A 23,348-nucleotide genomic window follows, 5' to 3' on the forward strand; every position below is an offset into this window, starting at 1 on the left:
AGGGGTAGAGCACAACCTTGCCAAGGTTGGGGTCGAGGGTTCGAATCCCTTCGCCCGCTCCAGTTTCTCTCATGATCGAGAGCATCACGAAGGCCCGCCGCTTGGCGGGCTTTTCGTTTTCGCGGGCTCCTCCGAAATGCCAATCCAGAGCCGGAGGCTTCGGCCTCGCCTCTCTGAAGCTTCGGGCGTATATCTCGGCAAAACCGGGGAGACGACACGATGGCCGATGCACGGCACCTGAGCATTCTGAAGGAACTCGAGCGCAAGGTGCTCTGGCTGTCCACCTGGACGATCCACAACGCCAATCACCTGCGGGCCAGCGAGGACGGGTTGAAGATCGGCGGCCACCAAGCCTCCTCGGCATCCCTCTCCACGATCCTGACGGCGCTCTACTTCTCGGTGCTGCGGCCCGAGGACCGGGTGGCGGTCAAGCCCCATGCCAGTCCGATCTACCACGCCATCCAGTATCTCTTCGGCCGCCAGACCCGCGAGAAGCTCGAGAATTTCCGCGGCTACAAGGGCGCGCAATCCTACCCGTCCCGCACCAAGGACATCGATGACGTGGATTTCTCCACGGGCTCCGTAGGCCTGGGTGTCGCGCAGACGCTGTTTGCCAGCCTCGTGCAGGATTACGTCAAGGCCCATGGCTGGGCGAAGGACCTCCCCGAAGGCCACATGATCTCGCTGGTGGGCGACGCGGAGATGGACGAGGGCAACATCTTCGAGGCCCTCCTGGAGGGCTGGAAGCACGGCATCCGCAATACGTGGTGGATCATCGACTACAACCGCCAGAGCCTGGACGCGGTGATCCGGGAGGGGCTGTGGGAACGCTTCGAGGCGCTGTTCCGCAATTTCGGCTGGGACGTGGTGATCCTCAAGCACGGCTCCCTGATGCAGGAGGCGTTCCGGGAACCCGGCGGCGAACGGCTGAGGGACTGGATCGATTCGTGCCCCAACCAGCTCTATTCGGCCCTGACCTTCCAGGGCGGGGCCGCCTGGCGCAGGCGCCTCCTCGACGATCTCGGCGACCAGGGGCCGGTCACCCGGCTGATCGAGAAGCGCTCCGACGAGGAGCTGGCGCGGCTCATGTCCAATCTCGGCGGCCATGATCTGCCGAGCCTGCTCGATGCGTTCGAGAAGGCCCGGCAGCACGACCGGCCGGTCTGCTTCCTGGCCTATACGATCAAGGGCTTCGGCCTGCCGCTCGCCGGCCACAAGGACAATCATTCCGGCATGCTGACGCCGACCCAGATGGAGGCCTGGAAAGCCACCCAGGGGGTGCGGGCCGGGCACGAATGGGACAAGTTCGAGGGCCTCGGGATCTCTCAAGGAGAGATCGAGCGCTTCCTGAGCGAGGTCCCGTTCATCCAGAAGGGCACCCGGCGCTACAGCGCCCCGCAGGTGTCGGTGCCGGACAGGCTCGTGTTTCCGGCCAATCCGGCCATGTCGACCCAGCAGGGCTTCGGCCTCATCCTCAACGAGCTGGCCCGGTCCGATCACGCGCTGGCCTCCCGCGTCGTCACCACGGCGCCGGACGTGACGGTCTCGACCAATCTCGGCGCCTGGGTCAACCGGCGCGGCCTGTTCGCCCGGGAGAGCCTCGTCGATACCTTCAAGAAGGAGCGAATTCCCTCGACCTACAACTGGGAGTTCTCGCCCAAGGGCCAGCATATCGAGCTCGGCATCGCCGAGATGAACCTGTTCATCGTGCTCTCGGCCCTGGGGCTGTCGCATTCCCTGTTCGGCGAGAGGATCCTGCCCATCGGCACCCTCTACGATCCCTTCATCTATCGCGGCGCGGATGCCCTGAACTACGCCTGCTACCAGGATGCCCGCTTCCTGCTCGTCGCCACGCCGTCCGGCGTGACGCTGGCGCCCGAGGGCGGCGCTCACCAATCCATCGGCACGCCGCTCGTCGGCCTGGCGCAGGACGGGCTCGCCTCCTTCGAGCCGGCCTTCGTCGACGAGCTTGCCGTGATCATGCGCTGGGCCTTCGACTACATGCAGCGCGACGGCGAGGGCGAGGCGGACGAGAAGACCTGGCTGCGCGACGAGACCGGCGGCTCGGTCTACCTGCGCCTGTCGACCCGCAGCCTGGAGCAGCCCCAGCGCGAGATGACGCCCCAGCTCGCCGACGACGTCATGGCCGGCGCCTATTGGCTCCGCAAGCCCGGGCCGAACGCCCAGGTGATCGTCGCCTATACGGGAGCTGTCGCCCCGGAGGCCATCGAGGCCGTCGGCCTCATGGCCGAGGACCGGCGCGACATCGGCCTGCTCGCCATCACGTCCGCCGACCGGCTCAATGCCGGCTGGACGGCGGCGCAGCGCGCCCGCGAGCGCGGCCTCGTCCATGCCCGGTCCCACGTGGAGCGCCTGCTCGCCGACGTGCCGGCCCATTGCGGCCTGGTGACGGTGATCGACGGACATCCGGCGACGCTGGCCTGGATGGGCTCCGTCATGGGCCACCGCACCCGCTCGCTGGGCGTCGAGCATTTCGGCCAGACCGGCACGATCAAGGACCTCTACCGGCATTTCGGCATCGACGCGCAAGGGATCATCTCGGCCGCCGAGATGATCGCGCCCGGGCGGCCGATGCGCTACCTGAAGGCGGTGTGAGCGGTCGGAGCCTGAGCAGGCCGGAATTCACCCTCTCACGTCATGACAGGCCACATGCAGGGGGTCCCGATCCTGTCGAGCGCAGCGCTTCTCCGATCGGGGTGGCCGGGACGGGCCGGGCCATGACGGAGAGGCGTCGGGAGCCGGTCGGCTCGCCGGCTTCTAGTGCATCGTGTGGAAAAGTGGACCCGGTTTTCCGCATCAACGATGCACACATCAATGACGAAGCATCGGATCCAATCCCAAAAGTGGGTCCACTTTTGGGTCCGACGCTTTAGGCTTGCCCGGCTCGCAGAGCCACTGTCGCGACGCCGGCCCCGATCAGGAGGCTGCCGCCGGTCCGGTTGATCACCCGCATGGTCCGCGGGCTCTGCACGACCCGGCGGGCCCGCGATGCGATGAGCGCGTAGGTGAGGACATTCGCGAAGGCCAGGATCAGGAAGGTCGCGGCGAAGACGCTCACCTGCGGCAGGAGGGCGAGCCTCGGATCGATGAACTGCGGCAGGAAGGCGATGAAGAAGGTCAGCCCCTTGGGATTGAGCGCGGTCACCAGCCAGGCGTGGCCCAGCATCCTGAGCGCCGAGGTTGCGTCCGTGCGTGGCCTCGCGTCGAGGGCTCCCCCGGCCCGCCACAGCTTGATTCCGAGCCAGACCAGATAGGCCGCCCCGATCCACTTGAGGGCCGTGAACAGGGTCGCCGAGGCGGCAAGCAGAGCGCCGAGGCCGAGGAGCGACAGGCTCATGGCGGTGAAATCGCCGAGCGCGACGCCGATCGCCATGGGCAGGGCGGTCCGCCAGCCCTGTCCGAGAGCGTAGGACACGACCAGCAGGATGGTCGGCCCCGGGATGACGAGCAGCACGGCGGAGGCGGCCGCGAAGGCGAGCCAGGTCTCGAGCGTCATGGCGGTTCCTCTGCGATGGGAGGGCCATGCAGCCATGGATTCGGCCCGGTGTCGAGGGGACGGTCCGAAAGCGGCAAAGCGGCGCTCCCTGGGGCTCCTGTCCCGTTGAGGATTTGCCGCCGAGGGGCCTGGCGTGCTAACCGCGTGCTCTTCGTGACGAGAACCCTAAGACAGAGCATGGCCCGCAAAAGCCTCCTTCAAGGCGATACCCTTCCCTTGATCCGCCGCCTGTGGCGGGACTGGATGCGTCCGCACAAGAAGACGCTGGCCCTGGTGCTCGTGCTCGTGGCCCTGGTCTCGGGCGCCACCGGGCTCTACCCGGTGCTGATCAAGGCGGCCTTCGACGCCTTCGACGCCAAGGACGCCCAGGCCATCATGCTGGCGCCGCTCTTCGTGATCGCCGTCACGTCCGTGAAGGGCTTCTCGCTCCTCGCCCTGACGATCCTCACCAACAAGGTGGTGACCCGGATCGAGGCCGACATGCAGACCGCGCTCTACGGGCACCTGATCGAGGCCGACCTCGCCCAGATCGGGCGCGAGAGCCCGGCCGCCCTGACCCAGCGCTTCACCACGGACTTCGCCTTCATCCGGGAGGCACTGACCCGCCTGTCCACGGTGTTCCTGCGCGAGGTCACGACGATCATCGCGCTTGTCGCCGCGATGCTCTGGATCGACCCGGTCCTGACCCTGGTGGCGGCCGTCATCTCGCCCGTCTTCGCCTATCCGGTGAACCAGATCGGCCGGAAGCTGCGCCGGGTCGCCATCTCGACCCAGGAGCAGACGGGCCTGATGGCAAGCCTCATCGCCGAGAGCCTGGCCGGAACCCGCATCGCCAAGACCTATGGGCTCGAGCGCTACCTCAAGACCAAGGCGGCCCGGACCTTCGACGACGTGCGCGACCTCAAGATGAAGGCCGCCAATGCCCGCGGCCGGATGGACCCCATCCTCGAGACCGGCGGCGGTCTGGCCGTGGCGATCGTGCTTATGCTGATCGGCCACCGGATCCTGTCTGGCAACAGCACGGTCGGGGACTTCACCGGCTTCGTCAGCGCCCTCGTCATGGCGGCGCAGCCGATCCGGGCGCTCGGCAACCTCAACGCCATCGTGCAGGAGGCGGCGTCGGCCCTCCACCGGACCTTCACGGTGATGGACGAGGCGCCCCGGATCCAGGACAAGCCCGGGGCGAGGCCGCTCGCGCTCAATGGCGGCGAGATCGCGTTTTCGAACCTCACCTTCTCCTATGACGGCGAGGCCGTGGCCCTCGACCATGTCGACCTGGTGGCCGAGGCCGGCCGGACCACGGCCCTGGTCGGCCGCTCCGGCTCGGGCAAATCGACCCTCCTGTCCCTCGTCCCGCGCCTCTACGACGTCAATCAGGGGGCCGTTCTGATCGACGGGCAGGATGTGCGGGACGTGACCCTGGCGAGCCTGCGCCATGCCATTGCGGTGGTCAGCCAGGACGTGATCCTCTTCGACGATACCATCCGGGCCAACATCGCCTTCGGGCGCCCGGACGCGTCGGAGCAGGACATCGTTGCGGCCGCCAAGGCGGCGGCCGCCCATGATTTCATCCTGAAGCAGCCGGACGGCTACGACACCCTGGTCGGCCCCGGAGGCGGACGCCTGTCGGGCGGCGAGCGCCAGCGCATCTCGCTCGCCCGCGCGTTCCTGAAAGACGCCCCGATCCTGCTCCTCGACGAAGCGACCAGCGCCCTCGACTCCGAATCGGAGCGTCTGGTGCAGGATGCCATCCGGCGCCTCATGAAGGGGCGCACCACCCTGGTCATCGCGCACCGGCTATCGACCGTGCGCAACGCGGATCAGATCGTGGTGATGGAGAACGGTCGCATCGTCGAGACCGGGTCGCATGAGGCCCTGATGGCGAAGAGAGGGGTTTACGCTCGCCTCCATCGCCTGCAGCTCTCCGACGACGAGCACAGCCTGGCGGCGCTGTCCTGACAGATCGCCTGGGCTCTGGGCCTATTCCCGCCGCATGATCCTGTCGACGAGAAGGCTCGACCAGAAGCTCGGGCGGAAGCTCCGCTCCAGGGCCTCGGCATCGTATTGCGTCTCGATCCAGGTCAGGAACGGCATGCCCCTGGCCTCGCCCTCCCGGCGGTAGAGATCGAAGAATTCGTCGAGGATGCCCGTCTTCGAGAAGCGGAAATGGCCGTATCGCATGGAGAGCTGGCGCTGGGCCTCGTCGATGGACCGGCCCTCGAAGACCACGAGATAGAGGGCGGCCACGAAGCCCGCCCGGTCCGCGCCCGACTTGCAGTGTAGGACGGCCGGGTACTCGATCTTGTCGAAGAATTCCTTGGCCGACAGCAGCGTTTCCCGGTCGGGCGCCCCCCGGGAGCGGACGACGAACTCCTCCAGATGGATGCCGAGGCGCTCGCAGGCCTCCTTCTGCAACTGCCAGGAACCGTGCTCGCGCCCGCCGCGCAGGTTGACGATGGTGCGGACACCCTCGGCCTGAAGGGCGGCGATCTGGTGGGGCGCAGGCTGAGCCGAGCGCCACAGGCGATCGGTCACCTGGTGCTTGTTCAGGTAGAAGAGGCGAAAGACCCCGTGGTCGGCGACCAGCATATGCGCCCAGGCGCGCAGGCGTCCGGACAGCCCCTCGACGGGCCTGTCCCAGCGCGCGATGCGGGCCATGCGGCGGGCATAGCGGATTTCAGGCTTGAGGAACCTGTTGAACACGTCGATCCAAGCAATCTGTCGTCAATGTAAGATCATTCGGTTTGCGGCCGAAGGCGGCTCTTATCGACGATGAAGGCCGATTAATCAATCGCCTGTCCCATAGGTAGTTGCCGCAGGCCGAATTCCCAAGGTTCGGTCGGATGGAATTCGGCGGGACGCAACCAATCGGTTGCCGGTCTGCCGCCTCTCGTGTAAGGGGTGCGTTTCGAAACAACCCTCCTTGACGAAACGAGCGGCTGGACACCGGGCCTCGAGAGCTTGCCGGCGCTGGATCGTTGAGACCCACAAGCAGTTCAGGAGAGCGGCGTCATGTCGTCCACCTTCGAGACCGTCGCCGGCATCATTTCAGAGACCGCCGACATCCCGCGCGAGCAGATCACCCCCGAGAGCCATGCCATCGAGGATCTCGGCATCGACTCGCTCGCCTTCCTCGACATCGCGTTCGCGATCGACAAGGCTTTCGGGATCAAGCTGCCGCTGGAGCAGTGGACGCAGGAAGTGAACGAGGGCAAGGCGCCCGCCGAGGAGTACTTCGTCCTGAAGAACCTCGTGGCGCGCATCGACGCCCTCGTGGCCGCCAAGCAGGCCTGACGAACAAACCATCCCGGCGGGCCGGCCAACGAGGCTGGTTCGAAGAGGCGATCCATCAGCGCTCCGCCTCATGGATTCTCTTCCCATTGAACCTGCCGGGAGCAAGAGGGTAAGAGACCCGGATGCGCCTCGAATACTTTGAAATGATCGACCGGGTGACGAGCCTCGACCGCGAGACCAGGCGGATCGAGGTCTCCTCCACGGTTCCTCAGGAGAGCCCGGTGTTCGAAGGGCATTTCCCCGGCCACCCCCTCGTGCCCGGCGTCCTTCTGACCGAAACCATGGCGCAGGCCTCCGGCTATCTCGTGCTCGGCCTCATGGGCTTCACCCACATGCCGTTCCTAATGGGCGTCGACAAGGCGCGCTTCCGCACCTTCGTCGGACCGGGTACGGTGCTCACCGTCACGGCCTCGCTGGAGCATGAAGGCTCGGGCTATGCGGTGACCAAGGCCAAGATCGCCGCCGAGGGCAAGCCGATCTGCGATGCGGAGCTGCGCTTCCGGATCATGCCCTTCCCGGAAGGCATGGACGGCCTGATGCGGGCGCAAGCCAAGCGCATCGGCCTCCTGGAGGAGACGGTTTGATGCGGGATGTCGTCATTACGGGGATCGGCCTCGTCTCCGGCGCCGGAGAAGGCCTGGAGGCGCATCTGACCGCGCTCGCGCAGGGCGGCGCCCCGACCATCGATGCGGCCACGTTCGAACCCTTTCCGGTCCATCCCGTCGGGGCTCTCGAATGGGACCGGCAGATCCCCAAGAAGTCCGATCAGCGCCAGATGGAAGCCTGGCAGAAGCTCGGCTGCTATGCCGCGGGCCTTGCTCTGGACGCCGCGGGGGCCAAGGACGATGCGGCCCTGAAGGCTCGCATGCAGCTCATCGTCTCGGCCGGAGGCGGCGAGCGGGACTACGCGGTCGACGGGCAGGTGCTCACCGGCCTCGCCAAGGCCGACAACCCGGGCGTCTTCCTCAACGAGCGCCTCATGGGCGATCTGCGCCCAACCCTGTTCCTGGCGCAGCTCTCGAATCTGCTGGCCGGCAACATCTCCATAGTCCATGGCGTCACCGGCGCCTCCCGGACCTTCATGGGCGAGGAATCGAGCGGCGTCGATGCGCTGCGCATCGCCCGCGAACGGATCGCCTCGGGCCAGGACGACATCTTTCTCGTGGGCGGCGCCTACAACGCGCAGCGGCCGGACGTGCTCCTCATCTACGAGATGGGCGGGTTCCTCTGGAAGAAGCCCTACCGACCTGTCTGGGATCGCCCGGCCGACGGCGGCGGCATGATCCTCGGATCCGGGGCGTGTTTCCTGGTACTGGAATCCCGCGAGCATGCCGCGTCCCGCGGGGCGGCGCCGATCGCCACCCTGGCGGGGATCGCCTCGGACCGCTCCCGCCGCAAGGCGGGCAGCGTCGAGGCCTCGCTCCACGCCCTGTCGCGGCAGCTGAACGCCCGGCCGGACCTGGTGATCTCCGGCGCCACCGGGATCAAGGGCATCACGGACGAGGAGCAGGCGGCGCTCAAGGACGTCGCGCCCGGGGCGGCGGTTCACGCCACCGGGGATCTCGTGGGCCACACGATGGAAGCCCAGGCGGCCACCGGCGTTGCGCTCGCCGCAGGGCTGATCGCCGGCGGCAAGGCCGGCGAGGCGCTCGTCACCTCCATCGGCCATTGGCGCGGCGAAGGCGCCATCCGGCTCACCAAGGCTTGAGGAGAAGGCAATGGCGCTTCGCGACACACAGGGCCGTCCGCTCGTCGCCGTGACCGGCATCGGCACGGTCACGTCTCTTGGGCAGGGCAAGGACGACACCTGGGCGGCTCTCACGGCCGGCCGGTCCGGCATCCACCGGATCAACCGCTTCCCGACCGAGGGTCTGCGCACCACGATCGCCGGCACCATCGACTCGGTCGACGTGGAGCCCTTCTGCGCGCCCATGCTGTCCGAGCGCCTCGCCATGCTGGCCGCCGAGGAGGCGGTCGGGCAGTCGGGGCTGGCCCAGGAGGACTTTCCGGGAGCGCTCTTCATCGCCGTGCCCCCGGTCGAGATGGAATGGCCGCAGCGCGAGGCGCTGGCCAAGGCCTCGGGCCAGGACGGGGACGTCACCTACAAGGATCTCCTCAAGGCAGCCGCCACAGGCCGTTTCAAGCCCTGGCACGACCTCTTCATCTTCGGCACGGTGGCCGACCGGGTGGCCGATCGCTTCGGCACCCGAGGCTCGCCCATCTCCCTGTCGACCGCCTGCTCGTCCGGCGCCACGGCGATCCAGCTCGGCGTCGAAGCGATCCGCCGCGGCGAGACCGAGGCGGCGCTCTGCATCGGGACCGACGGGTCCGTGAACCCGGAATCGCTCATCCGCTTCTCGCTGCTCTCGGCGCTCTCGACCCAGAACGAGAACCCGGAAGGGGCATCGAAGCCCTTCTCCAAGAACCGCGACGGCTTCGTCATGGGCGAGGGCGGCGCGGCCCTGGTGCTCGAGAACGCCGACAGCGCGAAGGCGCGCGGCGCCACGATCCTGGGCTACGTGCTCGGCTGCGGCGAGAAGGGCGACGGCTTCCACCGCACCCGCTCGTCCCCGGACGGCATGCCGGCCATCACGGCGATCCGCCAGGCGCTCGAGGATGCCGGTGTCGTCCCGGAGGACATCGACTACATCAACGCCCACGGCACCTCGACCCCGGAGAACGACAAGATGGAGGCCATGAGCTGCACCGCCGTGTTCGGCGAGCGCATGGCCGGCCTGCCGATCTCCTCGAACAAGTCGATGATCGGCCACACGCTCACCGCGGCCGGTGCCGTCGAGGCCGTGATGTCGCTCATGACCATCGCCACGGGCCGCATCCCGCCGACCATCAACTACCAGGTGCCGGATCCGGCGATCCCGCTCGATGTTGTGCCGAACGTCGCCCGGGATGCCGAGGTGAACTACGTGCTCTCGAACTCGTTCGGCTTCGGCGGCCAGAATACCTGCCTCGTCTTCGGGGCCGAGCCGAAGGGAGCCTGAGGCCATGAGGAGCGTGAGACCATGACCCGGGTTCTGGTGACGGGCGGAGCCAAGGGCGTCGGCGCCGCCATCGTGCGGGCGCTGGTCGCGGGCGGCCACGATGTCGACTTCACCTACCGGTCCTCGGGCGAGGCCGCCAGGACGCTGGCCGACGAGCTGATGCAGACGAGCCCCGGCCGCACCATCCGGGCCCATGAGGTCGACCTCGCCGACAAGGCGGCCCTGGAGGCCTTCTGCGAGGCGGTCGAGGGCGAGAGCTTCTTCGGGCTCGTCCACAATGCCGGCCAGCCCTACGACGCGCTCGCCGCCATGATGCAGCAGGACAAGGCCGAAGCGGCCATGCAGGTGAACTTCTGGTCGCTCACCCGGATTGCGAAAGCGCTCATGCGCGGCATGATCCGGGCCAAGGCCGGCCGCATCGTGGCCATCGGGTCGGTGGCGGCGCTCCAGGGCAATCCCGGCAATGCCGCCTATGCGGCGTCCAAGGGAGCGCTGATCTCCTATTGCCGCACCCTCTCGATCGAGACCGCCAAGCGGGGCGTCACGGTCAACGTGATCGCGCCGGGCTTCATCGACACCGACATGATGGCCCCTTATGCGGCCTATCGCGACAGTATGGAGAAGCAGATCCCGGCCGGCCGCTTCGCCAAGCCGGAGGAGATCGCGGGCCTCGCGGCCTTTCTCCTGTCCGAACCGGCCGCCTACATCACCGGCGCGGTCCTGCCCATCGACGGCGGGCTCACGTCGATGCTGGGCGTGCATCGGTAGGCTGCCCTGCGATCCTCCGCGCCGTTGCTTCGCCGGAGGATGACGCTCTCGCCGTCATCACCGGCACAGGGCCGGCCATGACAGGCGGAGGGCGGGACGACAGGAGAGGCCGTTCGTCCCCCCACGCGTCCTTCGGCAACGACACAAAACTTGTCATCGGCGCCTCGGCCCTTTAAGCCGCCGGGAACGATTGTCTCCGTGATCGCCGCGCCTTGAGATGCAGGCAGACACACGACCAGGATTGGCTTTCATGCGCTCCCTTCAGCTCTTCGGCGACCGTGATCTCCGCATCACCGAGATCGAGCCTCCGCCGCCGCCGGCGCCCGGCGAGGTGCAGGTGCGGGTCAAGGCGCTCGCCCTCAACTACCTCGACGTCTGGGGCTTTCGCGGCATGGCCTTCGCCAAGCGCAAGATGCCGCAGGCCGTCGGCGTCGAGGCCTCGGGCGAGATCGCGGCCGTCGGCGAGGGCGTCACCCGGTTCAAGGCGGGCGATCCGGTCACCATGTACGGGGCCGAGACCTGCGGCCATTGCAAGGCCTGCCGGAAAGGCTGGGACAATCTGTGCGAGAACGTCGCCGGTATCATGGGCTTTCATATCGACGGCTTCGCCCGCGAGCTGCTCAACCGGCCCGAGCGGCTCGTGATCCCGGTGCCGCAGGGCGTGTCCTTCGAGCAGGCCGCCTGCGCGCCGATCGGGTTCGGCACCGTGCAGCACATGCTGTTCGACAATGCCAGGCTGGAGCCGGGCGAATCGATCCTCGTCCATGCGGGCGGCTCCGGGATCGGCACCGCGGCGATCAAGATGGCCAAGGCCATCGGCTGCACGGTCTACACGACCGTCGGCGACGACGAGAAGGGCGAGAAGGCGAAGGCACTCGGGGCCGATCACGTCGTCAACTACCGCACCGAACGCTTCGAGGGCGAGGTGCGCCGCCTGACCAAGCGAAAAGGGGTCGACGTGGTGTTCGAGCATGTGGGCGCCGAGACGTGGAACGGCTCGCTCCTCTGCCTCAAGCGCGGCGGGCGCCTCGTGACCTGCGGGTCGACCTCGGGGGTGTCCACCACCATGAACCTGATGCAGCTCTTTCAGCAGCAGTACCGGATCTTCGGCTCCTTCGGCTGCCGGATCGAGAACATCGCGCAGTCGCTGGACAAGATGGCCGGGGGCATGAACCCGGTCATCGACGCGGTCTTCCCGCTCGACGAGTTCCGACACGGCCTGGAGCGGCTCGAAGGCCGGAAAGTCTTCGGCAAGGTGATCGTGACGTTCTGAACCAAGCACGGCCGCGGGAGCAATTCGCCGCGACCGTCGGTCTTGACGAACCAGGCTGCCTTCGAAAAAGACGCGGGACTTTTTCTTCTTCACCTTCTTTTTCCATCGCCGGCCTCGAGCCGGCTCACCGTGCCAGGATCAGAACCCCGTGCAGCAGCCCCACCGGTCCCGCAATTTCGTGTCGCGTCTTGTCGGAACCGTCATGGTCGGCGTCGTCCGTGGCGTCTTCGCCTTTGCGCGCGCTCTGGGCCCGGAGCGGTCCGGCGCTGTCGGCGCCGCGATCACCCGCACCTTCGGCCCGCTGCTGAAGGCGCACAAGACGGCGCTGGCCAACATTCGGGCCGCCTACCCGGAGAAATCCGACGCCGAGGTGAAGGCCCTGGCGCTCGCCGCCTGGGACAATCTCGGCCGCACGGGCGGCGAGTATCCCCATCTCGGCCGGCTGTTCGACTTCGACCCCGACAGCACCGTGCCGGGCCGCACCGAGGTCGACGGCATCGATCACTTCCTGAGCCTCAGGGACGACGGCCGGCCGGGACTCATCTTCTCCGCCCATCTGGCCAATTGGGAATTGCCCGCCATCTGCGCGGCGCGCTTCGGGCTCGACACCACGGCGGTGTTCCGCGCGCCCAACGATCCGGCCATCGCCCGCGTCCTGCACGAGATCCGCAGCGAGACCATGGGCAACCTGGAGGCGGCCCGCCAGGGCGCGGCCTTCGCCATGCAGGGGGCGCTGGAGAAGGGCGGTCATCTCGGCATGCTCATCGACCAGCATTTCACCCGCGGGGTGATCGTCGATTTCATGGGACGCCCGGCCCTGGTGAACCCGATTCTGGGAAAATTCGCCCGCCGGTTCGACTGCCCGGTCCACGGGGTGCGGGTGATCCGTCTGCCCAACCACCGCTTCCGCCTGCAGCTCACCCCGCCGCTCGACCTGCCCCGTGATCCGGACGGCCAGATCAACGTGCAGGGCGCCATGCAGGCCATGACCTCCGTGGTCGAGGAATGGGTGAAGGAGCATCCGGAGCAATGGCTGTGGATGCACCGCCGCTGGCGGGTGCCTGCTCGGGCATCGGACCCGAAAGCGGGATCTCCTTCTCATTGACGCGGTTCCTGGTTCGTATAATGCGCTCGCGTTCAAAGTAACGTGAGTTCCCCTCGAGGCTGATTTCGTGTTCGATAGCGGCACCATGGCGTCCCGTTTGACACTGACTCTGGCGGCCCTCGGTCTCGCCGCTCTTCTTCAGCCTGCTCTGGCGGACCCGCCGCGCGCGGTCGTCGAGCTGTTCACCAGCCAGGGATGCTCGTCCTGCCCGCCGGCCGACGAGCTCCTCGTGGAATATTCCCGCCAGCCGGACATCATCGCGCTCTCCCTGCCGGTCAATTACTGGGATTATCTCGGCTGGAAGGACACGCTCGCCCATGTGTCCTTCACCGAGCGCCAGAAGGCCTATGCCCATTCGCGCAAGGACCGGCAGGTCTTCACCCCACAGATGATCGTCAACGGCAAGAAGTCCTGCATCGGCTCCGACCGGGACCAGGTCGAACAGGCCATTCAGGCCACGTCGAAGGGCCGCAAGACCCTGCCGGTGAACGTGACCGTCAACGAGCAGAACGGTCAGGTGACGATCGTCGTCGAGGAGACCCAGGACACGACGCAGCGTGCGGCCGAACTGTGGGTGCTGCCGGTCCTGAAGGCCAAGACGGTGCCGATCGAGCGCGGCGAGAACCGGGGCAAGACGATCACCTACGCCAATGTGGTGCGCGGCCTGACCAGGGTCGGCGAATGGCTCGGCGGCTCGGCGCGGTTCGAGGTGCCGCTCGAGACCGCGCGCAGCGGCGGCGATGCCTATGTGGTGCTTCTGCAGAGCACCGATGCCGCACGACCCGGGATCATTCTCGGGGCGGCCAGGGGTCCCGGGTTCTAGTTCGGCTTCCACGTCTCCGAAGGGCGCCTCCCTCAGGGCAGGATGATGACCTTGTTGGGCAGTTCGTCCACGTCGTCGAGGCGGGGTGGGGCGTGCTCGGCCAGGATCGCCCCCGTGCGCCGGATCGCCACGATCAGGCCTTCGGTCATGCGCCCGTCCCGGATCGTCCGGGTCAGGTCGGCGACGATGTCGGCCCAGACGGTCGCGTCGACCCGGTCGGCGATCCCCGTATCGGCCAGGATCTCGGCGTGGTGCTCGGCGAGCGCCAGATAGATCAGCACCCCCGTCTTCTCCCGGGTCCGGGTGAGCCCCCGGCGCAGGAATTCGCGAGAGGCGGCCTCATGACCCTGAGCCTGCTTGAGGGAGCGCGGCACGAGGGCGTAGCGCAGCTTCGGCCAGGAGAGGACGAGGCCCAGGGCGAGCGCCACCGCGAGCTGGATCAGGAAGATCCGCGACGTGCTGATCGACGTGAGCCAGATCAGCGGCCAGGGCGTGACCAGGGCGGCGAGAAGCGCCCAGAGCAGCGGGATTTCACGGTAATGCCCCGCCTGCTCGGCGAGCACGAGCACGATCTCCCCGGAGGTGTCGTCCTCCACGTCGCTGATCGCCTGGGCGAGGCGCGCCTGATCGTCGGGTGAAATCATCTACCAGCTCCCCGAGGCGCCGCCGCCGCCCGACGAGCCGCCGCCTCCGGAGAAGCCGCCCCCGCCGGACCATCCGCCGCCTCCGCCGGACCACCCGCCACCACCCGGCCAGCCGCCGGTGGTGACGATCCAGGGGCCGCGCCGCCCCCGTCTGACGCCCTGCGTCCGGCCGGCCCCCATCATGCGCGAGATGAGGAAGAACAGGATCAGCAGGAACACGAAAGCGATTACCGGGTCGATGCTCGTGGCGCCGTCCTCACGCACCTCGGCCCGGCGGTGCCATTCCTCCGCGTCCCCGGTCAGAATCGACAGCATGGCATCGACGCCCGCATCGATGCCGCCGGAAAAATTGCCCTTCTGGAACTGCGGCGCGATCGCCGTGGTGATGATGACCTTGGACAGCGCGTCGGTGAGCGCGCCCTCCAACCCGTAGCCCACCTCGATGCGCACCTTCCGCTCCTGCGGGGCCACGACGAGGAGGGCGCCGTTGTCCTTCTGCTTCTGGCCGAGCTGCCAGTGCCGGAAGAGGCGGTTGGCGTAATCCTCGATCGGATAGCCTTCCAGCGAGGGCACGGTCGCGACCACTACCTGGTCGGTGGTCTTGTCCTCGTGGGCCTTCAATTTGGCCTCGAGGGCCGTCCGCTCCTCGGGTTTGAGAAGGTTCGCCGCATCGACGACGCGGCCGGTCAGCTGGGGGAAGGTCTGGGCGAAAGCGGGGAGAGACCCGAGAAGGATGAGGAGAGAGAGGAAGAGCGCCGCCCATCGTCTTCCCCCGCTGCGCGAAGGGGACGCGGTGGAGATGGAGCAATCCGGCGGAGACTCTCCGTCATGGCCGGGCTTGTGCCGGCCATCCCGATGCTGAAAAGCGCCACGCTCTTCGTGATCGGGATCACCGGCACCGGGCCGGTGATGACGGGGTGGAGTGATCATCCGTCTAGAACTTCACCTCGGGCGGACGGTCGGAGCCGGCCGTGGCCGTGAAGGTCTCCATGGGCTTGGCGTCCGGATAGACGATGGAGGCGATCCAGCGGCCGGGGATCGTGCGCAGTTCCGTGTTGTAGGCCTGCACGGTCGAAATGTAGTCGCGCCGGGCCACCGCGATGCGGTTCTCGGTGCCTTCGAGTTGGGACTGCAGGGCAAGGAAATTGGCGTTCGACTTCAGCTCCGGATAGCGCTCGACGGTGGCGAGCAGCCGGCCCAGCGCCCCGGAGAGCTGGTTCTGGGCCTCCTGGAACTGACGGAACTTTTCGGGATCCGTGATCGTGGAGGCGTCGACCTGGACCTGCGTGGCCCGGGCGCGGGCCTCCGTCACCTGGGTCAGCACCTCGCGCTCCTGCTGGGCGAAGCCCTTCACGGTCTCGACCAGGTTGGGGATCAGGTCGGCCCGGCGCTGATACTGGTTCTGCACCTCGCTCCAGGCGGCTTTGGCCTGCTCCTGCAGGGTCGGAACATTGTTGATGCCGCAGGCCGACAGCCCGAACGCCAGAAGCATGCCGGTGAGGGCGACGCGGATCCGGGCCGGTAAAAGCAGGGCTGTCATGTCTGTCCTTCTCGCGATTCGGGTCCGGGAACCTTTGCTGGGATCAACACATGGGGCAGGCACGCTCTTTCAACAAGCCGCTTTCGGTCGGCCGTGCACATCGGATTGGATCCTGCCGGCGCGGCAGGCCCGCATTGTCCGGACGGCCTAGGCGGTCATTCATCCAACCGGCCGAATTGCGCGGGAATCCGAAGTGATACACAGTATCGATACTGGCTTTAGCGGCCAGGTCCTCCCGAAACTTCGGAGGTGGCATGGGGGCATGCTGCCTCCGCTTTCTTTGGCCTCAGGAGATCTTTCCGTCGATCCCGGCGGGGCCTGTCTTCCGCCCTCCGATGATCGCCCAGTAGACGAGGCCGGCGACCGCCCCGGTGAGGCCGAGCACGAGGCTCACATGCAGTTCCGCCGGCGAGGCGATCCGGGCGGATCCGCGCAGGATGAAGGGCACGGCTGCCGTCAGGGTGGCGGTGGCGAGCGCATGCCAGAGGAGGCTGCGCATGCCCAGCACCTCGCTCACGACCGCGATCATGAGCGGGGGCAGGACCAGCAGGGTGAAGACGATCCGGCCGACAGTCAGGAACGCGCCCTCCACGATCGGCCCGGGATCCTCGGCGGCGAACACCGCATCCACCAGGGACCAGAAGCCGACGAACAGCGTGTCGCCCGTGAGCACCGCCATGACGGGATCGACGATGGACGCGATGAGGAAGAAGGTGCCGCTCGCGCCGATGGCGATGAGAAGCGCGAAGGGGATCAGGAGAAGCCAGCGGATCATGCAGGCGCATAGTGGCAAAGTTCATGTCCGCCTGCCAGAGGCGCCGTGGCCTGTCGGGTTTTCCAGGCCCGACATTGTGCTAGTCTCGGTCTCGGTCTCGGGCGGCGGGCATCCATGCAGGAGGAGGACGCCATGGCGACGTCGAAGCTGGACGAGCGGCGGCTCATGTCGGACGAGGAGTTCACCCTCGTCGAGCAGACCCGGTATCCGGTGCTGGGCAAGCTGGAGGATTCGGCGCTCGCGGACCTGACCCGGCGCCTGCGCGAGCGGCGCGACCGGGCCCGGGACATCGCCCGTCGCCAGCGCCGGGAGGTGCGCGGCAAGGGCCGGCAGACGACGACCTTCGAGAAGCAGGATGCCGGCAACCGCCAGAAGGCGCGTGTCCTGGCCGAGGCGCTGACCCGGATCAACAGCGAGCGCAAGCACCGGAAAGCCGAGGAATTGCGCGCCAATGCCCGCCGGGCCTATGCGATGCGGCAGGAGGCGGAGACGCCAGCGCGGCCGGATTCCGGCAGGACGCCCCGGAAGGGCATGCGCAAGAACGCGAGCGACCGCCGCGACCGGATCGTCAATCCGATGGATGCCGGTCGCGTCTCGCAGGCCGGCAAACGCGCCCAGGCGGTGCGGGACAACGCCTAGAGAATGGTGCGGACGTCCGCCGCACTGCCGTCATCACCGGCCTCGTGCCGGTGATCTCGATCGGACAAGCCCGGCCATGACGGGAGAGGGTGTCATTCCCCGCCGGCAGCGAGGAGCGAGCCTCGGAGACTACTCCCCGTTGCCCACCGCATAGACGCCCTCGGCCCCGATGCCCTGTTCGGCCATCATGCGGGCGCGGGCGCGCAGCTTCTCGGTCTCGCTCTTGAGCTGGCCGCAGGCGGCCAGGATGTCACGGCCGCGTGGGGTGCGCACCGGCGAGGCATAGCCGGCCCGGTAGACGATCTCCGAGAAGCGCTCGATCCGCTCCCAGTCCGAGCACTCGTATTTCGAGCCCGGCCAGGGATTGAACGGGATCAGGTTGATCTTGGCCGGGATGCCCTTGAGAAGGCGCACGAGCTCGCGCGCATCCGCGTCGGAATCGTTCACGCCTTTCAGCATCACGTATTCGAACGTGATGCGGCGGGCGTTCGACAGGCCCGGATAGGCCCGGCAGGCATCGAGCAGCTGCTTGATGTCGTATTTGCGGTTGATCGGCACCAGCTCGTCGCGCAGCTCGTCGCGCACCGCATGCAGCGAGATCGCCAGCATGGTGTTGGCCTCCGCGCCCAGCCGCTCCATCTGGGGCACGACGCCGGACGTGGATACGGTGATGCGGCGGCGGGACAGGGTCAGCCCCTCGCCGTCCGACATGACGTCGATGGCCGCGATCACGTCCGCGATGTTGTAGAGCGGCTCGCCCATGCCCATGAACACGATGTTGGACACGAAGCGTCCGCCGTCGGTCGGCACGAAGGCGCCCTCCGGCGGGGTGGCGTCGGGCCAGTCGCCGATGGCGTCGCGGGCCACGATGAGCTGTGCCACGATCTCGGCCGAGGTCAGGTTGCGCACCAGGCGCTGGGTGCCCGTGTGGCAGAACGAGCAGGTGAGGGTGCAGCCGACCTGGCTCGACACGCACAGGGTGCCGCGGTCGACCTCAGGGATGTACACGCACTCGATCTCCGCGCCCTTGTCGAGCGGGCCCGTCGAGGCCATGCGGATCAGCCATTTGCGGGTGCCGTCCTTCGAGACCTGCTCGGACACCACCTGCGGGCGGGCGAGCGTGTAGGCGGCGGCGAGCTTCGCGCGCAGCTCCTTGCCCACATTGGTCATCTCGGCGAAGTCCTTCGCCCCGCGGAAATAGATCCAGTGCCAGAGCTGGGCGACGCGCATCTTGTGCTCGCGCTCCGGAACCCCGATGGCGGCCAGAGACTCCTTGAGCTGGTCCCGGGTGAGGCCGACGAGGGACGCGCCGCCCGGAGCGGCGCCGGCCACGACGTTCAGCTCCGCGGTCTTTTCGATGAACCCGGCCGCGCGCGCGGCATCGCTCACGGCCACGGTGGCCGCATTGGGGTTGCGCTTGGCGATGTCGAGCACCGTCGCCATGGGAAATCTCAAGCCTCGTTGTTGGGAATCGGCGTGCCTATAGCACGATTGCGCCGAAACCGTGAGCCTTCAAACGCAAAATTCCGGGCGCGAGACCCGGAACATGCTCATCGAGGTACTGATTTTCAACCGTGCGGGGGGCTTAGGAAGCGCATTCCTTGCGGGCGTGTTCGAGGGCCTTGCCGAAGCCGTTCAGGGAATAGCGGTCGGTCAGGCTGGAGCCGCGGGCCGACTGGGTCTTCACGGTCACGGTCCCGCTGCGGGCCATGGTGGCGATCGCCTGGCCTTCCTCGGCGGGATTCTTGAGCCATGCATTGGCCGCCTTGGTGATCAGCGCGTAGGACGCGTTGCCGACGGCGGCTTCCGCCGGGCCGTTCTCCTTGGCCGTGAAGCCGAGCACCAGGGCGACCTCGTTCCTCACGTTCTCCGCCGGGCGGAAGGACACGAAGAGATAAGCGGGGTCGCGGTTCACGTTCTTCGGCAGCCGGTCCTTGGGCTGGCTCAGGGCATAGCAGATCTTCGAACGGCCGGTCTGGGCCGTGTAGACGCCCCAATCGCCGTACGAGGTCAGCAGCGAGGCGCCCCCCGGGCCCGTGGCCGCCTGGGCCGGCCTGGCGGCGGCTGCCGCGCCTGCGGCCCCTGCGGCGGCCGCGGCAGGCTTGGCCGCATTGGTCTTGGCCGCCGGAGCGGGATTGGGCTTGGTCGCCGGGGCCGGCTTGGCCGGCGTCCCGCGGGTCGATTGCTGCGTCGAACGTCCGGACTGAGCCAGAGCTGCAGGCCCGGTTCCGATGACCACGATGGCGGAAAGGATGCCCGCGGCGATGCCGCGCTGGAGAGATGCAGATATCATGGGGCGGACCATACAGGCGGATGGTTAAGAACTCTTCACCATCTCCGTTAAGGCCGCGCCAGCCGATTGGCGATGCGTCGAAACGTGGCGCTTGGTGTCATCGCCCGGCACGGGCCGCGCGGCCGCTTACGAAAAAGGGCCGCCTTTCGGGCGACCCAAGGTGGTTCTGCAAAGCTTGTTCGTCTTTAAAAGCCGGAGGAATAAGGTGACTTTGTTGCGAACGACTCATCCTTACGTCATGTATAATAACATTGCAATAAGTCAATTTTCTTTGTTCTGAATATGGTCCTAGAACGAAGCTTTCAGGCGTGTTCCATCGTGTCTCTGAGAGCCTTGCGGGCCCTGTCCTTGTGCTCTTCCGTTATGGAGCCGGCAACCTGCGTGATCGCGGCCGCCAGGACAGCTGCGTCATCGGCGAAGCCGAACAGGGGCAGCAGGTCGGTGATGGCGTCAGCCGGAAAGACGAAATACGCGATGGCGCCGAGGAGGATGAGCTTCACGCGGCTGGGCGTCGACGGATCCGTCGCGCAGAAGAAAGCCGCCACGAGGTCATCGGCGAACGGAATTCTGCCCGCAACCCGCTTCAGCTTGACCCAGAACCGGCGCTTCAGGCCTTCCTCGTCCCGGGTCTCCTTGCGGATGGCCTCCATCTCGGCCTTGGAGAAAGGCTTCATGAAGGGTTCACTCATTCAACAGGCTCCTTCCATGGGATGCGTTCCCGCTGGCTCGGGGATAGCTTAAGACATCTCCGGCTGAAGGGAGAAAAGCGATGAAGCTCGACAAATTGATGGCAGCCGTCGTCACCGGAGGGGCGTCCGGCCTCGGCGAGGCCACGGCCCGAATGCTGGCCTCCGGCGGTGCGAAGGTCGCCATCCTGGACATGAACGCCGAGCGCGGCGAGGAGGTTGCCCGGGAGATCGGCGCCGTCTTCTGCAAGGCCGACGTGACCGACGAGGCGTCGATCGATTCCGCCCTTGCCGCCGCCCGTGCGGCCAACGGCATCGAGCGGGTTCTCGTCAATTGCGCGGGCATCGCGCCCGGCAAGCGCACCGTGTCGAAGAAGCGCGAGACCGGAGAACTGATCCCCCACGACGTGGCGAGCTTCCGCCGAGCGGTCGAGATCAACCTGATCGGCACCTACGCGATGATCGCGAAATGCGCCACCGCCATGGCCGGGCTCGATCCGGTCACGCCCGACGGCGGGCGCGGGGTCATCGTCAACACCTCGTCGGTGGCCGCCCAGGACGGGCAGATCGGGCAGGCCGCCTATGCGGCCTCCAAGGGCGGCGTGCTGGGGCTCACGCTGCCCGTCGCCCGCGACCTGTCGGGCTTCGGCATCCGGGTGATGACGATCATGCCGGGCCTGTTCCACACGCCGCTCTTCGAGGGCATCGCGGAGGATTACCGCAAGGCCCTGGAGGCCAACGTGCCGTTCCCCTCGCGCCTCGGCCGATCCGAGGAATACGCCGCGCTGGTCAAGGCCATCATCGAGAATGACATGCTCAACGGCGAGGGAATCCGCCTCGACGGCGCGTTGAGGATGCAGCCGAAATAGGGAAGGCGTATCGTCGCCACGCCTGTCATCGCCGGCCTCGTGCCGGTGATCCCGATCAGGTGAGGCGCAGCTCTTTTGTGATCGGGACGGCCGGGACGGGCCCAGCCATGACGTCGCGGGCCGACAGCGCCTCATCCCGGCTCACGTTCAGGAACCGCGGTTTTCTGGGAAGCTCTCGAGATCCGGGGTGCACAGCCAGTGCTCCCGGCGCCGGGCCCAGGCCTCGTAGGTGGGCGTGAAGAGATCGGGCTCGTCGAAGGCCCCGAGCTTGATCTCGATCTCGGTGTCGGAATCCCGGTCGAAGACCTGCGAGCCGCATACGACACAGAAGCAGCGCTCGCTCTCGGGCGTCGCCGACCAGCCCCGGAACTCGCCCGAGACCGTCACTTCATCCCGGGGATAGATCACGTAGGCGTTGAACGGCGCGCCGCTGATCTTGCGGCAGGTCATGCAATGGCAGAGCCCCACGCGCTTCGGCTCTCCCCTGGCCTCGAAGGTCAGCTGCCCGCAGGCGCAGCCGCCCGTGCGGATGCGTGTTCCGGTCATGGCCTATCCCTTCACCAGTCCGGCGGCCATCCGGTCCATGCGCTGCGCCAGTTCGATGTCGCGGCGCGTGAGACCCTTGGCGTCATGGGTGGCGAGGGTGACCTCGACCCGGTTGTAGGTGTTGGTCCATTCCGGATGATGGTTCATGGCCTCGGCGGCGAGCGCCACGCGGGCCATCCACCCGAAGGCGGCGTTGAAATCGTCGAAGACGAAACGCTTGTGGAGCGCGTCGCGCCCTTCGACGAGGGTCCAGCCGTCGAGGGCGGGCAGGAGTTCGGATCGTTCGGCGTCGGTGAGGCGGGGCATGGGCGCATGTCGGGGGCAGGAGGGGACTGCCCTAGTGATGAGGCGCTCCGGCGAGGTTTCAAGGCCTCACGCGACGCCAAGCAGCCGGATCAACCCCAGGCTGATGGCGACGAGCACCAGGAGCGAGAGCGTCACGGCGAGAGTCACCCGGGCGCCGACGCGGCTCAGAACCCTGAGATCCACCCCGAGGCCCAGGGCCGCCATGGCGATGACGGTGAGCAGCGTCGCGACCGGCACGATCATGCGCACGATCACGTCCGGAATGAGCCCGAGCGAGCGCAGCAGGGCGAGGCTCAGGAAGCCCACGATGAACCACGGCACGAGCCGGCTCCAGGCGAAGGTGGGCTTCGCGCTCCCCGTGCCCCGGCGGGCGACCAGGGACAGGCCGATCACCACGGGGCCGAGCATCAGCACGCGCACGAGCTTCACCAGGGTGCCGAGCTGCGTGCTGACGAGGCTCACCGGCACGGTGGCGGCCAGCACCTGCGGCACCGCATAGACGGTCAGTCCCGCGAGCACGCCATATTGCGTCATCGACAGGCCGAGCAGCGGCACCAGCAGGGGCAGGGTGAGCACGACGATCACCCCGAGAATGGCCGTGAAGGCGATCGAGGAGGCGACGTCCTCGGGCTTCGCCCCGATGACCGGCGCGACCGCCGCGATGGCCGAGTTGCCGCAGATCGAGTTGCCGCAGGCCACCAGCATGGCCATGCGCTTCGGCAGGCCGAGCCAGCGTCCGAGCCCGTAGCTCGCCCCGATGGCGAGCGCCACCACGATGGCGATGCCGAGGATGAGGCCGAGCCCCGCGTCGAGAACCGCCTGGAAGCTAATCGACGCGCCGAGAAGCATCACGGCGATCTCAAGCAGGGTCCTGGCGGAGAAGCCGATGCCGGGCGTCCAGCGCCGGTCCGGCGTCCAGAGGGTCCGGACCAGGGTGCCGAGCAGGATCGCGATGACGAGGGCCTCGAGCCAGGGCCGCCCGGTCCAGTGCTCCTCCACCCATTGCAGCCCCATAGCGGCCAGGGCGATCCCCGCGCACAAGGCGGTGCCGGGCGCTGCTTGCGCGATGCGGGTGCGGATCATGGGATTGTGTCAGTCCTGGTCTTCGGCTCAGGGGCTAGTCCCAAGGCGCCGCCGATGCAAGCTCAAATGGGCAGGCGTGTTCTGGGGCACTGCAGGTACGGGAAGGGAAATAAGCATACTCCGCGTCATCACCGGGCTTGTCCCGGTGATCCCGATGACGTGAGGCGCCGAGCCCTTCCGTGGCGGGA

General features: G+C 67.5%; 25 protein-coding genes. 13 read left to right on the forward strand and 12 right to left on the reverse strand.

Features of this window, described 5'->3' with window-relative positions:
- The coding region (locus KBI52_RS08495) for a hypothetical protein (protein WP_210806729.1) at positions 1-241 on the forward strand (241 nt) is incomplete at its 5' end.
- Entirely contained in the window at positions 220-2,616 is a 2,397-nt protein-coding gene (locus KBI52_RS08500; protein ID WP_210806731.1) for a transketolase, read from the forward strand. The genes KBI52_RS08495 and KBI52_RS08500, both read left to right, overlap by 22 nt.
- 274 nt (positions 2,617-2,890) lie before the next feature.
- Here the strand turns inward: KBI52_RS08500 and KBI52_RS08505 are convergent, their stop codons facing one another.
- On the reverse strand, positions 2,891-3,517 hold the full coding sequence (locus KBI52_RS08505; protein ID WP_173949104.1) for a LysE family translocator: 627 nt from the start codon (positions 3,515-3,517) through the stop codon (positions 2,891-2,893).
- A gap of 177 nt (positions 3,518-3,694) precedes the next feature.
- Between KBI52_RS08505 and KBI52_RS08510 the strand changes: the two genes are divergently transcribed.
- Complete coding sequence (locus KBI52_RS08510) at positions 3,695-5,476, forward strand: ABC transporter ATP-binding protein (RefSeq protein ID WP_210806733.1); 1,782 nt, start codon at positions 3,695-3,697, stop codon at positions 5,474-5,476.
- 21 nt (positions 5,477-5,497) lie between these two features.
- Here KBI52_RS08510 and KBI52_RS08515 read toward each other — a convergent pair whose 3' ends face one another.
- A complete protein-coding gene (locus tag KBI52_RS08515; protein WP_210806735.1) occupies positions 5,498-6,220 on the reverse strand; it encodes a tyrosine-protein phosphatase in 723 nt (240 codons plus the stop codon).
- 309 nt (positions 6,221-6,529) lie between these two features.
- Here KBI52_RS08515 and KBI52_RS08520 point away from each other — a divergent pair, with 309 nt between their 5' ends.
- The 8 genes from KBI52_RS08520 (at position 6,530) to KBI52_RS08555 (ending at position 13,779) form a co-directional block, all read left to right on the forward strand.
- On the forward strand, positions 6,530-6,811 hold the full coding sequence (locus tag KBI52_RS08520) for an acyl carrier protein (protein WP_009490841.1): 282 nt from the start codon (positions 6,530-6,532) through the stop codon (positions 6,809-6,811).
- Between the two features lie 122 nt (positions 6,812-6,933).
- Positions 6,934-7,395 (forward strand): 3-hydroxyacyl-ACP dehydratase FabZ family protein, encoded by a 462-nt coding sequence (locus KBI52_RS08525; protein WP_210806737.1) that lies wholly within the window; start codon positions 6,934-6,936, stop codon positions 7,393-7,395.
- The gene (locus KBI52_RS08530; protein WP_210806739.1) at positions 7,395-8,519 is read left to right on the forward strand and encodes a beta-ketoacyl-ACP synthase; all 1,125 of its coding nucleotides are present in this window, start codon (positions 7,395-7,397) and stop codon (positions 8,517-8,519) included. The genes KBI52_RS08525 and KBI52_RS08530 overlap by 1 nt, the downstream gene beginning before the upstream one ends.
- A 10-nt stretch (positions 8,520-8,529) precedes the next feature.
- Positions 8,530-9,810: a beta-ketoacyl-ACP synthase gene (locus tag KBI52_RS08535; RefSeq protein WP_210806741.1), complete on the forward strand. Its 1,281-nt coding sequence runs from the start codon at positions 8,530-8,532 to the stop codon at positions 9,808-9,810.
- Positions 9,811-9,831: 21 nt separating this feature from the next.
- Complete coding sequence (locus tag KBI52_RS08540; RefSeq protein ID WP_173949098.1) at positions 9,832-10,578, forward strand: SDR family NAD(P)-dependent oxidoreductase; 747 nt, start codon at positions 9,832-9,834, stop codon at positions 10,576-10,578.
- 250 nt (positions 10,579-10,828) lie between these two features.
- A complete protein-coding gene (locus KBI52_RS08545; protein ID WP_210806743.1) occupies positions 10,829-11,851 on the forward strand; it encodes a zinc-binding dehydrogenase in 1,023 nt (340 codons plus the stop codon).
- Between the two features lie 148 nt (positions 11,852-11,999).
- Complete coding sequence (locus KBI52_RS08550; RefSeq protein WP_210806745.1) at positions 12,000-12,956, forward strand: lipid A biosynthesis lauroyl acyltransferase; 957 nt, start codon at positions 12,000-12,002, stop codon at positions 12,954-12,956.
- A gap of 67 nt (positions 12,957-13,023) precedes the next feature.
- On the forward strand, positions 13,024-13,779 hold the full coding sequence (locus KBI52_RS08555; protein ID WP_371823141.1) for a DUF1223 domain-containing protein: 756 nt from the start codon (positions 13,024-13,026) through the stop codon (positions 13,777-13,779).
- A gap of 32 nt (positions 13,780-13,811) precedes the next feature.
- On the opposite strand, the gene KBI52_RS08560 is transcribed toward KBI52_RS08555, so the two are convergent.
- From KBI52_RS08560 to KBI52_RS08575, 4 genes are all read right to left on the reverse strand, one after another.
- Entirely contained in the window at positions 13,812-14,423 is a 612-nt protein-coding gene (locus tag KBI52_RS08560) for a TPM domain-containing protein (protein WP_173949094.1), read from the reverse strand.
- Entirely contained in the window at positions 14,424-15,353 is a 930-nt protein-coding gene (locus KBI52_RS08565) for a YgcG family protein (protein WP_247654277.1), read from the reverse strand.
- 4 nt (positions 15,354-15,357) lie between these two features.
- Positions 15,358-15,963, reverse strand: coding sequence for a LemA family protein (locus tag KBI52_RS08570; protein ID WP_173949093.1), 606 nt, complete (start codon positions 15,961-15,963; stop codon positions 15,358-15,360).
- Positions 15,964-16,249: 286 nt separating this feature from the next.
- Entirely contained in the window at positions 16,250-16,738 is a 489-nt protein-coding gene (locus KBI52_RS08575) for a hypothetical protein (RefSeq protein ID WP_173949092.1), read from the reverse strand.
- Between the two features lie 132 nt (positions 16,739-16,870).
- Between KBI52_RS08575 and KBI52_RS08580 the strand changes: the two genes are divergently transcribed.
- Positions 16,871-17,377, forward strand: coding sequence for a hypothetical protein (locus KBI52_RS08580; RefSeq protein WP_210806747.1), 507 nt, complete (start codon positions 16,871-16,873; stop codon positions 17,375-17,377).
- 129 nt (positions 17,378-17,506) lie between these two features.
- On the opposite strand, the gene rlmN is transcribed toward KBI52_RS08580, so the two are convergent.
- The 3 genes from rlmN to KBI52_RS08595 form a co-directional block, all read right to left on the reverse strand.
- Positions 17,507-18,820, reverse strand: coding sequence for a 23S rRNA (adenine(2503)-C(2))-methyltransferase RlmN (gene rlmN / locus KBI52_RS08585; RefSeq protein WP_247654278.1), 1,314 nt, complete (start codon positions 18,818-18,820; stop codon positions 17,507-17,509).
- A 142-nt stretch (positions 18,821-18,962) separates the two neighbouring features.
- Complete coding sequence (locus tag KBI52_RS08590; RefSeq protein WP_173949089.1) at positions 18,963-19,670, reverse strand: hypothetical protein; 708 nt, start codon at positions 19,668-19,670, stop codon at positions 18,963-18,965.
- Between the two features lie 302 nt (positions 19,671-19,972).
- Entirely contained in the window at positions 19,973-20,359 is a 387-nt protein-coding gene (locus KBI52_RS08595; protein ID WP_210806749.1) for a YkvA family protein, read from the reverse strand.
- Between the two features lie 80 nt (positions 20,360-20,439).
- Here KBI52_RS08595 and KBI52_RS08600 point away from each other — a divergent pair, with 80 nt between their 5' ends.
- Positions 20,440-21,225 carry an SDR family NAD(P)-dependent oxidoreductase gene (locus tag KBI52_RS08600; RefSeq protein WP_173949087.1) on the forward strand — a complete coding sequence of 262 codons (786 nt, stop codon included), beginning with the start codon at positions 20,440-20,442 and terminating at the stop codon, positions 21,223-21,225.
- A gap of 147 nt (positions 21,226-21,372) precedes the next feature.
- Here KBI52_RS08600 and KBI52_RS08605 read toward each other — a convergent pair whose 3' ends face one another.
- The 3 genes from KBI52_RS08605 to KBI52_RS08615 all read right to left on the reverse strand — a co-directional run bounded on the left by KBI52_RS08605 (position 21,373) and on the right by KBI52_RS08615 (position 23,160).
- Positions 21,373-21,771, reverse strand: a complete 399-nt coding sequence (locus KBI52_RS08605) for a GFA family protein (protein ID WP_210806751.1) — start codon at positions 21,769-21,771, stop codon at positions 21,373-21,375.
- A 3-nt stretch (positions 21,772-21,774) separates the two neighbouring features.
- Positions 21,775-22,077 carry a 4a-hydroxytetrahydrobiopterin dehydratase gene (locus KBI52_RS08610; protein ID WP_210806753.1) on the reverse strand — a complete coding sequence of 101 codons (303 nt, stop codon included), beginning with the start codon at positions 22,075-22,077 and terminating at the stop codon, positions 21,775-21,777.
- Between the two features lie 66 nt (positions 22,078-22,143).
- Positions 22,144-23,160, reverse strand: coding sequence for a YeiH family protein (locus KBI52_RS08615; RefSeq protein ID WP_210806755.1), 1,017 nt, complete (start codon positions 23,158-23,160; stop codon positions 22,144-22,146).
- Positions 23,161-23,348: the final 188 nt, after the last annotated feature.

The sequence above is a fragment of the Microvirga sp. HBU67558 genome (assembly GCF_018069605.1).
GTDB lineage: Bacteria > Pseudomonadota > Alphaproteobacteria > Rhizobiales > Beijerinckiaceae > Microvirga > Microvirga terrae.

Bases quoted from the DNA above. Each gene is read 5' to 3' on its own strand.
- KBI52_RS08500 (WP_210806731.1), top strand. From the start codon at position 220: ATGGCCGATGCACGGCACCTGAGCATTCTGAAGGAACTCGAGCGCAAG.
- KBI52_RS08505 (WP_173949104.1), bottom strand. From the start codon at position 3,517: ATGACGCTCGAGACCTGGCTCGCCTTCGCGGCCGCCTCCGCCGTGCTG.
- KBI52_RS08510 (WP_210806733.1), top strand. From the start codon at position 3,695: ATGGCCCGCAAAAGCCTCCTTCAAGGCGATACCCTTCCCTTGATCCGC.
- KBI52_RS08520 (WP_009490841.1), top strand. From the start codon at position 6,530: ATGTCGTCCACCTTCGAGACCGTCGCCGGCATCATTTCAGAGACCGCC.
- KBI52_RS08525 (WP_210806737.1), top strand. From the start codon at position 6,934: ATGCGCCTCGAATACTTTGAAATGATCGACCGGGTGACGAGCCTCGAC.
- KBI52_RS08530 (WP_210806739.1), top strand. From the start codon at position 7,395: ATGCGGGATGTCGTCATTACGGGGATCGGCCTCGTCTCCGGCGCCGGA.
- KBI52_RS08535 (WP_210806741.1), top strand. From the start codon at position 8,530: ATGGCGCTTCGCGACACACAGGGCCGTCCGCTCGTCGCCGTGACCGGC.
- KBI52_RS08540 (WP_173949098.1), top strand. From the start codon at position 9,832: ATGACCCGGGTTCTGGTGACGGGCGGAGCCAAGGGCGTCGGCGCCGCC.
- KBI52_RS08545 (WP_210806743.1), top strand. From the start codon at position 10,829: ATGCGCTCCCTTCAGCTCTTCGGCGACCGTGATCTCCGCATCACCGAG.
- KBI52_RS08560 (WP_173949094.1), bottom strand. From the start codon at position 14,423: ATGATTTCACCCGACGATCAGGCGCGCCTCGCCCAGGCGATCAGCGAC.
- KBI52_RS08565 (WP_247654277.1), bottom strand. From the start codon at position 15,353: ATGATCACTCCACCCCGTCATCACCGGCCCGGTGCCGGTGATCCCGAT.
- KBI52_RS08570 (WP_173949093.1), bottom strand. From the start codon at position 15,963: ATGACAGCCCTGCTTTTACCGGCCCGGATCCGCGTCGCCCTCACCGGC.
- KBI52_RS08575 (WP_173949092.1), bottom strand. From the start codon at position 16,738: ATGATCCGCTGGCTTCTCCTGATCCCCTTCGCGCTTCTCATCGCCATC.
- KBI52_RS08580 (WP_210806747.1), top strand. From the start codon at position 16,871: ATGGCGACGTCGAAGCTGGACGAGCGGCGGCTCATGTCGGACGAGGAG.
- rlmN (WP_247654278.1), bottom strand. From the start codon at position 18,820: ATGGCGACGGTGCTCGACATCGCCAAGCGCAACCCCAATGCGGCCACC.
- KBI52_RS08590 (WP_173949089.1), bottom strand. From the start codon at position 19,670: ATGATATCTGCATCTCTCCAGCGCGGCATCGCCGCGGGCATCCTTTCC.
- KBI52_RS08595 (WP_210806749.1), bottom strand. From the start codon at position 20,359: ATGAGTGAACCCTTCATGAAGCCTTTCTCCAAGGCCGAGATGGAGGCC.
- KBI52_RS08600 (WP_173949087.1), top strand. From the start codon at position 20,440: ATGAAGCTCGACAAATTGATGGCAGCCGTCGTCACCGGAGGGGCGTCC.
- KBI52_RS08605 (WP_210806751.1), bottom strand. From the start codon at position 21,771: ATGACCGGAACACGCATCCGCACGGGCGGCTGCGCCTGCGGGCAGCTG.
- KBI52_RS08610 (WP_210806753.1), bottom strand. From the start codon at position 22,077: ATGCCCCGCCTCACCGACGCCGAACGATCCGAACTCCTGCCCGCCCTC.
- KBI52_RS08615 (WP_210806755.1), bottom strand. From the start codon at position 23,160: ATGATCCGCACCCGCATCGCGCAAGCAGCGCCCGGCACCGCCTTGTGC.